This is a genomic window from Blautia sp. 1033sp1_1033st1_G9_1033SCRN_220408 (assembly GCF_040929965.1).
GTDB classification, from domain to species: domain Bacteria; phylum Bacillota; class Clostridia; order Lachnospirales; family Lachnospiraceae; genus Blautia_A; species Blautia_A ammoniilytica.
Window position 1 is genome coordinate 34085 of sequence record NZ_JBFKZO010000025.1, and the last position, 13857, is coordinate 47941.

12 protein-coding genes and 7 tRNA genes are annotated in these 13857 nt (G+C 41.3%); 1 reads left to right on the plus strand and 18 read right to left on the minus strand.

Translation table 11 applies throughout. The annotated features are described in order from the left end of the window. Positions 1 to 209: 209 nt before the first annotated feature. The gene (locus tag AB5916_RS14975) at positions 210 to 575 is read right to left on the minus strand and encodes a hypothetical protein (RefSeq protein WP_368191609.1); all 366 of its coding nucleotides are present in this window, start codon (positions 573 to 575) and stop codon (positions 210 to 212) included. Between the two features lie 36 nt (positions 576 to 611). After that, a complete protein-coding gene (locus AB5916_RS14980) occupies positions 612 to 1337 on the minus strand; it encodes a histidine phosphatase family protein (RefSeq protein WP_368191619.1) in 726 nt (241 codons plus the stop codon). A 226-nt stretch (positions 1338 to 1563) separates the two neighbouring features. Between AB5916_RS14980 and AB5916_RS14985 the strand changes: the two genes are divergently transcribed. Next, complete coding sequence (locus tag AB5916_RS14985) at positions 1564 to 2169, plus strand: PQQ-binding-like beta-propeller repeat protein (protein ID WP_368191610.1); 606 nt, start codon at positions 1564 to 1566, stop codon at positions 2167 to 2169. Positions 2170 to 2301: 132 nt separating this feature from the next. On the opposite strand, the gene AB5916_RS14990 is transcribed toward AB5916_RS14985, so the two are convergent. The 16 genes from AB5916_RS14990 to AB5916_RS15065 form a co-directional block, all read right to left on the minus strand. After that, entirely contained in the window at positions 2302 to 4122 is a 1821-nt protein-coding gene (locus tag AB5916_RS14990) for a leucine-rich repeat domain-containing protein (protein WP_368191611.1), read from the minus strand. Positions 4123 to 4246: 124 nt separating this feature from the next. After that, positions 4247 to 4771 carry a hypothetical protein gene (locus tag AB5916_RS14995; protein WP_173727536.1) on the minus strand — a complete coding sequence of 175 codons (525 nt, stop codon included), beginning with the start codon at positions 4769 to 4771 and terminating at the stop codon, positions 4247 to 4249. Positions 4772 to 4851: 80 nt separating this feature from the next. Then, complete coding sequence (locus tag AB5916_RS15000; RefSeq protein WP_173727534.1) at positions 4852 to 5703, minus strand: hypothetical protein; 852 nt, start codon at positions 5701 to 5703, stop codon at positions 4852 to 4854. Between the two features lie 84 nt (positions 5704 to 5787). Then, positions 5788 to 6414: a response regulator transcription factor gene (locus AB5916_RS15005; RefSeq protein ID WP_158422186.1), complete on the minus strand. Its 627-nt coding sequence runs from the start codon at positions 6412 to 6414 to the stop codon at positions 5788 to 5790. Continuing rightward, positions 6362 to 7702 carry an ATP-binding protein gene (locus tag AB5916_RS15010; RefSeq protein WP_368191612.1) on the minus strand — a complete coding sequence of 447 codons (1341 nt, stop codon included), beginning with the start codon at positions 7700 to 7702 and terminating at the stop codon, positions 6362 to 6364. The genes AB5916_RS15005 and AB5916_RS15010 overlap by 53 nt, the downstream gene beginning before the upstream one ends. Next, on the minus strand, positions 7699 to 9366 hold the full coding sequence (locus AB5916_RS15015) for a histidine kinase N-terminal 7TM domain-containing protein (RefSeq protein WP_368191613.1): 1668 nt from the start codon (positions 9364 to 9366) through the stop codon (positions 7699 to 7701). The genes AB5916_RS15010 and AB5916_RS15015 overlap by 4 nt, the downstream gene beginning before the upstream one ends. A 244-nt stretch (positions 9367 to 9610) precedes the next feature. Next, positions 9611 to 10645 carry a DUF4428 domain-containing protein gene (locus AB5916_RS15020; protein ID WP_368191614.1) on the minus strand — a complete coding sequence of 345 codons (1035 nt, stop codon included), beginning with the start codon at positions 10643 to 10645 and terminating at the stop codon, positions 9611 to 9613. A 344-nt stretch (positions 10646 to 10989) separates the two neighbouring features. After that, positions 10990 to 11808 carry a hypothetical protein gene (locus AB5916_RS15025; protein ID WP_368191615.1) on the minus strand — a complete coding sequence of 273 codons (819 nt, stop codon included), beginning with the start codon at positions 11806 to 11808 and terminating at the stop codon, positions 10990 to 10992. A gap of 275 nt (positions 11809 to 12083) precedes the next feature. Further along, positions 12084 to 13217: a choloylglycine hydrolase gene (bsh, locus tag AB5916_RS15030; RefSeq protein WP_368191616.1), complete on the minus strand. Its 1134-nt coding sequence runs from the start codon at positions 13215 to 13217 to the stop codon at positions 12084 to 12086. Beyond that, positions 13182 to 13267 (minus strand) — tRNA-Leu (locus AB5916_RS15035). Before AB5916_RS15035 ends, bsh begins: the two co-directional genes overlap by 36 nt. Positions 13268 to 13292: 25 nt before the next feature. Continuing rightward, positions 13293 to 13365, minus strand: a tRNA-Val gene (locus tag AB5916_RS15040). 23 nt (positions 13366 to 13388) lie between these two features. Next, positions 13389 to 13462 (minus strand) — tRNA-Asp (locus tag AB5916_RS15045). 25 nt (positions 13463 to 13487) lie between these two features. Then, positions 13488 to 13561, minus strand: a tRNA-Ile gene (locus tag AB5916_RS15050). A gap of 4 nt (positions 13562 to 13565) precedes the next feature. After that, positions 13566 to 13638, minus strand: a tRNA-Thr gene (locus AB5916_RS15055). A 57-nt stretch (positions 13639 to 13695) separates the two neighbouring features. Beyond that, positions 13696 to 13767, minus strand: a tRNA-Glu gene (locus tag AB5916_RS15060). Between the two features lie 15 nt (positions 13768 to 13782). Next, positions 13783 to 13855 (minus strand) — tRNA-Asn (locus AB5916_RS15065). Positions 13856 to 13857: the final 2 nt, after the last annotated feature.

A 13857-nucleotide genomic window follows, 5' to 3' on the forward strand; every position in this document is an offset into this window, starting at 1 on the left:
AATTCTTTTTTAAGTAGGTTTTTATCTGTGTATCATACTTGGCCGTTTGAAAAATCTTTTTTTTCTTATAATCCCTATACTTGATCACTACGATCTCGTTTCTGCCGCTTAATATGGATTCTGCCTGACTGTCAATGGGTTCCGGAAATTTACTATAACTGATGGATGGAATGTAAAAATATTTTTCCTGGGGAATAACACCAAAACTATTATAAGGCTGTATATAATACCTTGAATTTCAATATATATCCGGAAAAAATAACCAAGCATAAAGAAATCATGGACAGGTAAACCACCCAGGATGTCTTTACAGATGTAAATAGTGAAAGAATCCGGAATTTTCCACTATCGGCATATGCCAGATTAAACAAAATAGACTGTTGAAACATATCTTTTAAGCTATGGGTGTACGCTCCATAAAGAAGCATTGGGCTAAACCCAAGAATCAAGCCAAGCATCCCGGATAAAATATTAGCCCCCGCATTCTTAAACTTACGGTTCGCAAACAGTCCCCATAGTATTAGGACAGCAATGGGAACCCACATAGCTGCAAGATTCGCACGCAGACCCAGCATATAAAGCCTTGGTAAAAAAAAGTATAATTCCACTTGTCAGTGCCGTGTATCATCTTCAAACGTTTCACAAAAACGGACAGCAAAAGACGGTTCTTCATTACCGGCATACAGGTGGGAAATATCCCCCATATAGTTCATACGGAAAGCACCGATTCCCTTTTTACGTTCTTCAGAAATCAAAAGCGTTACAGCTGAAGGCAGCACGCAGGTGTTGTGCCACAGGATCATAGGTGATACTCCCAACAAATGGCTTAAAAGGACACATTCCAATCCAAAATGACAGAAAAGGACTACCAGGTCGTGATTTGCTTTTACCACCCGATAAAAATGACCTTCTCTTTTATAACCATATCCTTCCATAAACTGGTCAAATTCCTGGATGACCTGATCATATTTCTCCTTTACCCCATATTTCTGCATATATTCATTTTCAAGCCATTGGTCATAATGGAAAAAGCGTTCGTCAGCCATCCAATCCTGAGGCAGCCAGTCCCAGGTCACTGTATCTTTTTCCGGATAATTCGGTTTACGCATAGGTGCATCAAATTCATGCAGCCAGGGCAGCACTTTTGCCTGCCGCCCCATTTTCTTTAATGTAAAGGACGCCGTATCCTGTGCCCTTCCCAGTGGTGAAACATAAAAGTCCTTTATATCCAGCTTGCTCAGTCTCTTTGCAAGCAATTCTGCTTCTCGCCATCCCTTCGGTGTCAGTGAATCTATGGAGTAATCCGGCTCTCCATGCCGCACGATCATTAATTTCATTTTCAAATTCCTTTCTGTATTCCATTACTCATTCTGTAGAATAAAATACCAAAAATCCTATGAAAACTCAAGACAGGAAGCAATCTTCCGTAACTGAACTGCTTACATTTTTATTCTCAATATGGTATGATAATAATATCAAAAGATGTGCAGCGATTACAAGGATGAGCTTATAATATTATGCCCAATCCTAAACCACTCATTTATCAGAAAGGAGCATGTGTATATGAAAAAGAAAATCCAACCAATCCTTTTAATGTCACTATTGTTTTTGTTCTCCATACTGATCATATCTGTTCCAGCTCAGGCTGCCGGTCCGGAAGCTACAACTGTTAAGTTCAAAACCTCTTATACAAATTCCAAAGAACGCATGATCGTAAGGGGGCTGGACGCAAATAAGCAAGCGGTCTGGAAATATGTTACAAAGAAATACACGGCTACAGAGCTTCCTAAAACCAAATGTATCGTCCGCAAGGATAAGGTTTATATTTTTGATAATTCCAAAATCGTTGTCCTTAGAAAAAAAGACGGCAAAAAATTATGGACGGCAAAAAAAGTCAGTCCGGCAGGACATCTTTGCAAATTTGACAAAAATGGCAACCTGTATGTAACAGGCTACTATGATCAAACTGTTTACAAAGTATCTAAAAAGGGCAAGATTCTCTGGAAAACAAACATATCCAAAACCGGTAATTACTGGCCTTATAAAATAACCGTTTCCCGCAATAAGATAACCATTCTGTATGAATGCAGTCCTGATGATTATTCATCTGATAAAACACACAAAATTGTTTTTAATTCAAAAAATGGTAAAATCATAAAATATTCATAAGTTAACGATCATGAAATGAATCACAAAAACAGCGACAGAGCCCTGTCGCTGTTTTTGATGAATCCCATCAGTTCAATAATCAACTTACTGTTCTTTTTACTGTTCTTTTTACTGTTCTTTTTACTGTTCTTTTTATTCTTCTTTTTCCATCTTTGGGCTGGCATCAAAACAGTCGTCCGGTATTTTCGTCAGACTTTCCGGCATATCTACCTGCTCCAGATTCTCACAGAAAGAAGCAAACATGGATGGTAATTCCGTTATACCCTCACCCAATGTGATCTTTTTAATTTTTGAACCGGAAAACGTTCCGTAACCTTCAAAAACACATTCTTCTCCAAATACCGCTTCCTCAAATCCTGAACTGTTAAAGCAGCAGCTTCCTATTTTTGAACCCTTTCCTATGTGAATATATCCTCCGGCACCTGCGCCATCAAAAACTGAATCTGCAAGAAAATGATTCTTTAATGACAGATCCACATCTCTCAAGGCTGTGCAGTTTCTAAATGCAGAGTTCTGAAGTTGCATAACACGGTTTCCAAAAACCACTGTTTCCAGACTGGTGCAGCCCGAAAAAGCATACGGACCGATCCATGTCAGAGAATCCGGAAGTATTACTTTCTTCAGACTGGTACACCCCTCGAAAGCAGAGTCATCAATCGAGAGCATTCCAGCCGGACATTCAACGGAAGTAATCTTTGTATTGTCCTTAAATGCCACTGCCGCAACACCCTTCATGTCAGTACCATCGATACTGGAAGGTAAGACAAGATCTGTTTCTTCTCCTGTATAACCGCTTACCTTCATCCCATTATTCTTTTCATACCCTGTACCACTCTTCTGTCCCTTTTCAGGATTTTCAAGCAGCTCCTGATCGATCTCCAGACTTTCCAATAATGTTTTCATTTCTTCTCTGTCCAGGAATTTCCAAAGCTCTTCTTCAGAGCAGTCAGGAATACTCACAAGTATCACCAAACTCTTCCGGTCAGTCAGGTTCTTATGCAGGGTTATGTGCGAATCCTGCTTATTGCATGCCACGTAATAATGACTGTCACCTACGTCTATTTCTTTTATGGCTCCGTCTGCTCTTGATTCTGCCTGTGCCTTTGCGTCTGGAGCTGAAATAGTCTGAATATTCAGGAGGCCCTCATAAGCACAATGGATCTTTCCACCTATAAAGAAATCATCTAATTCTCTGCCCTGCCATCGAGTCGGCATTTTCACTGTAATTCCTTTGGAAGTTACTTCTTCATACTGGATTCCTTCCTGGAATTTGATTCCATTCAGTACCGTCTGTATCAGTTCATCTTCCATCACTGTATATATGTCATCAAAACGTTCCGTGGTTTTTACCTCAATCTGCAGGCCATCCCATGGTCCTATATAATGATCCTCATATTTGAGAATCGCAGCATACTCTCCTGTGCCCAGATATATTGCGGTCTGATCTGGTCCGTTTTTAGATTCATCCAGATTGGAACTAAATACAATTGCATTCATACCGCAGATATTGGTTTCTTCGGTTTTGACCTGCTTTGCGCCTTCTTCCCGGTATTTCTGTGCAGATTCTATACTCAAAATACAATTAGAAATCTGCCCTGCTGTTATAGGCTCAATTGTCATCGTCCATTTCCCGTTTGGATCTGTAAATTCCAGTTGGCCTTCCTGCTCTATTGGTTCTTCCGCTTCATAGGGCAGAGTAATCGTAAGATTTCCTTCTGCATAATCATACTCTTTGTACTCTGGAATCGGTGTAGGTGTCGCTGTCGGTGCTGGTGTGGCCGTTGGTTCTGGCGTCACTGTCGGTTCCGGTGCTTTTGTGGGTGCTGGTGTCTCTGTAGGGGCAGGTGCCTCTGTGGACGCAGCCTCTTCTTTGGATTCCTTCTCTCCACATGCACACAAAAGAAACATACACAAAAATACAGCCGTAAGCATTATTCTTTTTAAGCTTTTCACATCTATTCTCCTTTCCAAATCTTTCATAGTACAGCATTCTGCAAATAGCTGTACTAAATGATGTCGCCGGCAGGTGATATGTCTGTAAGCTACACAGTCTTTTACTCCCTTTTCAAACCTTACGTCATGGGGTAAGGCGCTGTCCGCAGTATTCACAATTGCTCAGACGGCCTTTTATGACCTGATTCTTCGCGCCGCAGCTGGAACAGGTAACTGTAATATAAATCTTCTCATTCACACGTCGGTTTGGTGCAGTAATCAATATATAATCCCCTTCTCTGTCTATCTGGATATTCCGAATATATCCTCTGGCAATATATTTTTCCAGTTTTTTTACTGCACCTTTTCCCATCTCCTTCTCATACTTTTCAAATGAGAGCGTACTCTGCGCATAAGATTCAAACCAGCAGGCAATTTCACTGGCTTGTTTCTTCTTTCGTATTTTCTGAATTTCCCTGAAAGTAGGATACAGAAACAACAATCCCAGTAAGATCTCTGTTGCTGCCATTCCCAATCGTCTTTCACCAATATACTTTTCTGAGGCGCCAATAGCACCCAGGGACAAAAGTATACATAAGCCACAAAGAACCCATTTTATTTTCCCCAGAACTCCTGCTTTTTTATTTTTTTCCGTCAAAAAATCACTCATGTCTGTTTCCTCTTTCTCTGGTTAATCAAATGCAATGATATATTGGTGAATCTTCTGTCTGTCCCTGCGAAATACCTTTATCAGCCTGCTCCCAGCAGAAGCCATGCGTCGCCTGTCGCATCATAGTAATAAACCACATTGTCTCCTACTGCATAATAATTTTCTTTTGTAAAATGATCCTCATGATCTGTTCCAAGTACAAATACCGGACAATTTCTTCCTTCAATGTATTCCTCTGTACCTGTATACCACAATGACATACCAAGCCCCAGATAGTAACGCACCTCGTCAGTTTGTGAAAGCACTTCCCGGGCAATATTTATATCCAATGATGAATCATCCTCCGAGTGATACTCCTCCCAATCATGATATATGGAAAAATCATAACAGTAAGCTTCTGTGGCAAGATGCCCGTCCTTTAGTGATACCATAGGATGGTATTGCACACTCATATTCTGCTTCTGCACTGAAACCATCACATTGGAATGAATCTCACTCATATTGCATCGCAATATAATGATTTCGTCCTCCTGCCCTATATAATATGGGGCGTTCAGGTCATCCAGATATTCCCCATCTTCCGTAATCTGAGTCGGATACACACTGATCTTACAATCGCATCCCGGAACAATAGCATAAATTTCATATCCCCCTGCATCAACAACTGTCCCCTCCTGTAAGAAAGGATAAGCCGCTGCCACTTCTTCCATTTTAGTATATTCAAGTATATCTGACGCTTCTGCAGTTTCATAGGTATATCCAAGAAATGCCATTCCCACCTGACATTCATTTTCCCTGATGATATCCCTTAAAATTGCCAGATTCTCTTCTGCCCCAGGTATTTGGGCAGACACTTCTCTCACACATTTCCCATAAATACCAAAAGAAAGCAGTGCCGCACAAACACATACAACAACAGAAAATTTTTTCATGCTCGTATCTCCTTCCTGTCAGAATATGTTTCTACATTCTGTGTGTTTTCATAACTGTTCTGTATCCTCACAGTTACGGATTTTCTATTTTAGTGTAGTCACAATCAATTTACTTTCCAGTGCAGCTGCTATCAGGTCTTCCTTGCAGCTATATCCTGCCTTGGCAATCATTTCCTGAAAATTCCATCTTACCCCAGAGGTGGAACATTCCATTTTCTTGGCAATCTCTGAATATGACATTCCATGAATATACAGGCGCAGCATCTCCAGCTGTCTGGGGCTGATATCTCCACTTGTGATCCAGTTAAGTTCCACCTTCGGCGTTACATCCGGAAATACACGCTCACCATTTAAAGTTCTGTAAATCACATTCCGTATTTCCTCTTCACCATGATCCTTATACCAGAGGCTATCTGCACATCCGCTTTTGGCTCTTTCCAGCACTTTTGGATCAATCAGGGAAGTAACAATCAAAACCTTTGTATGTGGATACTTTTCCCTGATCGTTTTGCCGGCACTTAATCCATCATGATTATGAAATGTCTGCACATCCATAAGCACAAGATCTATTGCCGAATAACCACAGATCTTTACAGCTTCACGGGCATCCGAAATCGTCTGGACATGTCGTAATTCCGAATCCTGCATAAGCATATATTCAAAATACTTCTGCATGATCTTCTGATCTTCTACTATCAGTACCCGTACCATCGAATCTCATCCTTTCTGTCAGAGGCATTTTCAATACCAGGCAAAACTCAGGGGCAAAAGAAATCTGCATCATACATTTCTCTGATTCAACCGCTTTTCTCAGTGCTGACAAGCCACCGCCTTCTTCTGCATTTTGTTCAGGCGCATCTCCATCATTGGTGATCTGAATGTTGTATTCATCTGCGCATTTATCTATCTTCACAAAAACGATACTGCCATGGGCATGTCTGGCGCAGTTTGTCACACATTCACGAATTGCTCTGTCTGCCAGCAGCCTATATGCAGGATGCTGCGGAAAGCTTCCAATGATCTGAACGGAGATTCCAAGCTCTTCCGCATGTTTCACTGTGTCCTCATACAGCTCTTCCATATTTTCAACTGTTGAACCAGTAAGAATATAAACCTGGTGCTTCAATGTGGACAACTGTTTATCCATTTTATCCTGTTTTTCTTTTCTTTCCAATATTCTGCGTATTGACAGTAAGCTTCGTCCAAAATTATCGTGAACCTGCATTTTCAAAGCAAGAGTTTCCTGTTCTCTGATCTTATCTCCGATTTTTTCGTACATTTCCTCCAGCTTACAGTTCAGAATCGCCAATTCTTCATTGTTTGCCCGGATTTTTTCACTATTGTAGTATATTTCTGACACATTAACAGCTACTGTCTGCAGGTATCCCGCAAAATCCGGTTCCTGCAGATGATATTCCTGAAACATCCAAACAGAAGCATCCGGAAAATAAAATACATTGCTGTCGCTGCTCAACCTGAAAAAACCTTCGGAAACAGGCTCGCCATTCATTACTTTTCGCAAGGTTTCATAATCCTGCAGATAGGAACCTGTCATCATTCTGCACAATTCCTGCATCTTGGTATTACATAAAACAATCCTTCCCAGAGGATCTGAAAAGCACACCCCGCAGGGAACATCATCCACCGCTTCATTCACAGACCAGTATGATAAAGAATGCTGATATCTGCGTTTCTCCCTCCAGATCGCCCAGCAAAGATACAAAGTCAATACAATCACCACTGCAATTAAAATGCTGACCGGATACCTAAGCATAGGCTGATATGCGCTTTCTCCCAGGCAATACCTGTGGTCATTCATAAGAAAACCCATAAGAATAAAAGAAACTACAAAAACAGTCATTGCCGTTATGATTTTCTTTTTCCCGGACAAACCGGTGATTCTTGCCATCAGAAGGATCAATTCCAGAATCAGGCATATCTCAAGGAGAATCATCAGAAAATTCTGCATTACCATGCTGCATTCCCCAAAACTGGTCATCTGCTGCCTCCTTTTCTGAGTACGATACACCCAACAAACCATTCATTTTCATCTTCCTGCTGCACTTTTAATTCCGGTCTTTCCGACACTAAGTCACGCAGATCCGCTTCTGACACAATATGAACGGAAATTCGAAGATCCTCATCAATCTGCGATACACGGTAAAATATAGAATGCATAACATCAGATAACTGTTCCACAAGCCATTCAAAAGTATCATAGCATTTTAGTATATCATCTGCATTCAGCTGCACATCTCCGCTTTCAACGTAATAAGCAGCACGAATCTTGCATAGTTTTAAGCTATCACAGGATTCTGCAATGCTTTGTCTAAGATCTTCCATTGTAAGCAGATTTCCATCTGATGTGTACTGTGTCAATACCAGATTCTTTCTCCGCTTCAAATACGTACCAACAACTACAATTTTACCAAGAATCCAATTATATCGTTCCCTGGACTCTGTCTTTTCCAGTTCATCCATCAGCTGTGACAGCAATTCCAGCTGGCCGGCAGTCTGACTCTGTATCATATTTAACAGCCGATTTTGTTCTTCAGCTTTTCTCCGCTCTGCTTCTTTCTGATAGGTTTTTTTCAACAGCCTGTTTCTAGCAATCAGTTCTTCCTGCTGTTCCCGAATATCCTGATATTGATCCAGCAATACCGAAATATCTTCCGACCAAAACAGATGCCCTCCTCTTATGGGAATGTGGTTGATCCGAATCCCCTGTTCTTGTACAAATGATCTGTTAACGATCATTGAACGCAATTCAGGCGAAAGCTGCGGAAAATCACCGGAATGATAATAACGCTGAAAAGAATAATCTGTGATCTCTGCATCCAATCCTCCGGAAGTCTGAAATAATTCAAAATAACGATTGTTCGTCTGTATCAGTCCGCATAAGATACAGCCCTGATAAATTGCTGCCATTAAAAGACAACATACTGCAGTCATATCCCCTGCAAAGGTTTGGATAAAAGGCAGTCGGAATATATTTCCTATGTTCCATCCCAGGAGCAGGATTCCCGGAATAATTGGCAGCCAGAACTGCTTCTTTCCCGGGATTCTGCTTTTTCTGATCAGTATGATTTCCATTCCTGTCAGGCAAATCAACATCCATCCCTGTATCACCATAAAAAGAATGCCATAACTGTAATCGTTATCTGAAAATGGAGGCTGTTTTGCAAAATGAAATACCATCTGATGTAAATCGTTTGTAAAAACACTTACGATCAATACCACCGCCACAGTCAACAGGATTTTGATTCTTCTGACTGTTTTCTCTTCATCCTTTTCACCAAAAAACATGGCTGCTGCCAAACCCAAAACCGGGATTAAAATCATTGGAATATAATACAGATACCAACAAACGTGTTCTCCAAGGGGGTCATGAAGAATATGAAATTTCACTGTCCTTACAAAAAACCAGAATACCATCAGACAGCCAATTGCAGTGAGGCATCTGCGCATTTTCTTATGTACTACGTGCTTTTCCAGGTAAATCACCCAGGCACAGTAAATACCCAGATAAATACAGTTACGGCACTGGTCTGCAATGTTTCTCATAAAAACATTTTCCGGTCGTGCCAGCCTGCAGATATAAGCCAGTAACACGCTTATCAAAATCACTCCACACGACAGCATCTTTTTTTTATTGTATGTCATGAAAATTCCTCTCTCATTAATACTTTATTGTACTAAGTATACTATAAAGCCCATGTACTGGCATATAGTTTTTAGAGAAATTGGTTATCTGTTCACACCGGGTAGGCTGGCAATCATTAGAAACTTCCACAAAATCTTTTTATCTCAGTCGAGAAGACTCCCACCTCTTTCAGGTGGTGAGTAACAGCAAGTTCATCTCATTGGGAGTCACAGGACGGTCTATCATAACCTTTTGTTTATATTTTTAAAACGGTCTCGGCAGACCACAGTATTCGCAAAATCTTCCTGTATTCTCTGCGCCACACTGACATTTCCAGGAATTACCCTCTGGCTGCATTCCTCCGTTCATGTTCATCCCGCACATTCCCGGCTGCATCCCTCCGTTCATGTTCATCCCGGACATTCCCGGCTGCATCCCTCCGTTCATGTTCATCCCGGACATTCCCGGCTGCATTCCTCCGTTCATGTTCATCCCGGACATTCCCGGCTGCATTCCGTTCATATTCATCCCGGACATTCCCGGCTGCATTCCTCCGTTCATGTTCATCCCGGACATTCCCGGCTGCATCCCTCCGTTCATATTCATCCCGGACATTCCCGGCTGCATTCCTCCGTTCATGTTCATCCCGGACATTCCTGGCTGCATCCCTCCGTTCATGTTCATCCCGGACATTCCCGGCTGCATTCCGGCTGCATTTGGTGTCAGTGCGGCAACAATCTGATATCCCGTCTGCTCTACTTCCATCAATTCGTTTCTCTTTTCACTACTTATGGAAAATGTATTCAAACGAAAATCCATATCATCAAACCAGGGAGTATTAACCTTTATACGCATCGTATAATCATATTCATAGTTATATACTGGTGGCTGATAGCTTACTGTCTTTCCATCCTTTGTATATGTTTCTTCAAGCTGCTGTTGCTCTACCTCTACTCTGCACTGCACAATAGCTGATAAAGGAACGATATCTGGGTTTTCATTCACATCCAGTTTTCGTGCAACTGTAAAATTTCCCTTATGATCATCAATAAAAACAGTGTAATTTCTGGTATTGATCTGACGGGTAACGCAAAAATCCATTACCGCCTTTTTATTCTTTTCACGATATTCCAATTGACGTTTGATATCCTCTACTGTGCTGTGCCGCCGCTCTTCAAACCATGGTGATAATTTTTTTGCACAATCCTTACACAAATTTCCGTCGTCTAATTTTCTATTTCCAAGTAAACCTATTTTTTCTCCACAGATATCACAAATTTTTTTATCAAATAATCCCATGCCTTACCTCCCTTTTTATCTCAGTCGAGAAGACTCCCACCTCTTTCAGGTGGTGAGTAACAACAAGTTCGTCTCAGTGGGAGTCCAATCTCCGACTGAGATAAACGCTTCGCGAGGATGCGCAGTGATTCCGTAAAGAATATGTCAGCTTACGCTGACCAGAATCACGCGCCAAGTCTCGCAACTGCTCAACTTGAATTCAGTCAAGAAGAATTTCAAAAATGCCTTGGTATTCTTGCCGGAAGATGTGCGTCATGCAACGCATCACATATTTTTCTACACATCTTGGCAATCCTATACTGCCGCACTGGAATAAGATATCTCCGGTACGGCAGTGTTTTACTCTATTCAGTAACAGTTATTTTGTCAAAATATGTCTTTACAGAGAAATCTTCCCCATCTGTTTCAGAATCTTCTGATTCTTCACTGTCATCAGCGTCTGCTTCAAAACAAAGCTTTCCATCATCCAGCAAAGTAAACTTCATAAGATCACAACTGAAGAACATAGTCCCTGCCTCATCTTCGGACACAGCCTTCAAGATCAGGTTATTTCCTTCCACCTCACCTGAAAGCTCTACTTTGCTCTCTTCTCCGCTCTCTATTAAAGAAAGCTCAGCCGTATCCCCTTGAACTGTCAGCATCATCTCGAATCCAGTCAGTTCAGCATCGACCGGCATCTGCATTCCAAATGCTTCCATCAAAGTACACATCCATTCTCCTTCAAAATCCTCTATTGCAGGATTTTCTACCGGTTCACCAGGTACATATGGCTCATATTCTTCTTTTTCCTGGCTCATGATCATTGTCATTCCGTCTGCATCTATAGTTAACTTGCCATCAGCATACTCACATTCTTTAGATTCACCATCATTGGTTATCAGTAATTTATCATCTTCTATTTTCCACTCTGCCTGATCTACCTCTGGCTCCTCTCCACTACTAGATGTCGTTGTCTCTATCTGTCCGCCTTCTTTAATGTCAACGGTTACTTCCATTCCCATTGATTCCGGATGGAACGTCATGTTTCCGCCCATAGAAAGCTCATTTACATACCAGGTTCCAATAACGTCCTTTTCTTCAAGTGCATAAACACTCACGCTCATCATATCTGCCATTATAACTCCAACAGATCCAGCCACCCATAATTTCATTTTTTTGTTCATAAAAACATCTCCTTTCTTGTTATACTCGTGTGTTTTTCGTTCATCTTCATTATACGTAAACACTTCAATATTTACACTAGCACTTCTGACAGTAACTGTTCCAGGTAACATCCTGCCAGGTATTTTGCCAAAAATTCATCAAAAAAAATATGACTACTTCCCGGCATAAAGGAAATAGCCATATTCTTAACTCAGTACAGATACTACACATATCTCTCATTCCTGTAGATGCAAAGATATAAATCTGAAAATGCATCTAATACTATTGAAGAATGTTATCTATTTTGATATTTAATCTGTTCTCCCTGAATTAACGGATAACAAACCAGTTTATCGCTATCCAGATTTTCACTGTGCATATCCACCGCACTGATCTGGTGATTCTCATAGGTATTATAATAATAGATTCCCTTTGTAGCATTACAGCAGGAAGTATACAGCGTAATCTCATACTTTCCATCAGAGACCTGGCAGCAACCGCGCTGCTGATCTACTGATCCTAAAATATGGAAAAACTGGCTGACGCTTTCCATCTCGGATTCACCGGAAAATGAATTTACTTTTGTAAATGCCACACGGACAAAGCGAGAAGCAGAAGATAAATCCCCAGGAAGACCCAGACCTCCCATTCCCCGGCTATAAGCATTAAGATTCAAATCACTTGAAAATGTGTTCACTGGCTGTTTGGGAGAAAGATGCATATAGTTATTCAGCTGAAACATCTGTTGTGGAAAAGGTGGGTTGTTTGTGAGGACTCCTACCTGGTTGTCATAAACATGCAATCCATCAGACATAGATTCTACTGTAATACACTCCTTTTCATCAGCAATAAGCCAATGCAGCTGTGCCAGAGGCAGTTGTTCACTGAAAGGCGTATTCACTATATTAATACGATGAAGCAATTCCCGGGCCTCTGTTACAGAGGAACACTGGCTTAAAATCCAAGGTATAAATTCAAACTGTGCAATATTATCCACTTCGCTCTGTACATCTGAATAAGAAGCATTTCCCACAAAATTAAGACCTGCCATACCGAGTCCTTTTTCATTGATGGCATCATAGTACAGTGGATAGTTTCCCGCAACATGAGCCATCCCGATAATCGCATAATGGTTCTTCAGTTCTCTCACATGTCGAAAATGAAACGGGAAGCTTCGAGGTGTAATAGTAACCTGATCACCATAAGAAAATTCATAATCCAGCGTTCTTCCAAAATAAAAGTCTTTTGTTTTATAAGTAGCTGCTGTACACATAATCGTTTCTCCTATAACACGTTCTGTATTTTCTTTTTTATTATAGCCAAATGAATACTTTTTATCAATGTCATCTTCTACAACATAAAAAAACCCTTGAAAATCAAGGGCTTTAATTAATGCCGCAGACCGGAATCGAACCGGTACGGGTATCACTACCCACGGGATTTTAAGTCCCGGGCGTCTGCCAGTTCCGCCACTGCGGCATGCATATAATTTAGTAAAATAGGATGGGGCCTATAGGGCTCGAACCTATGACCCTCTGCTTGTAAGGCAGATGCTCTCCCAGCTGAGCTAAGACCCCATAAAATTTGCTAAATACAGCAACGACCCGGAAGAGACTCGAACTCTCTACCTCCGCCGTGACAGGGCGGCGCTCCAACCAACTGAGCCACCGGGCCAGAAAAAATATTTATATAACAAAAATGGACCTTCGGGGACTCGAACCCAGGACCGACCGGTTATGAGCCGGTTGCTCTAACCAACTGAGCTAAAGGTCCAAAAAGCCGATGATCGGACTCGAACCGATAACCTGCTGATTACAAATCAGCTGCTCTGCCAATTGAGCCACATCGGCACATAAAAAACATACCAAATGTCAGAGTTAAGCCTCTCAAAAATCTCATTTTGTAAGTGACTCCAAGGGGATTTGAACCCCTGTTACCGCCGTGAAAGGGCGGTGTCTTAACCGCTTGACCATGGAGCCATATTTAATTTTAAACTCCCCCTGTTGGACTCGAACCAACGACACTGCGGTTAACAGCCGCATGCTCTACCGACTGAGCTAAGGAGGAAT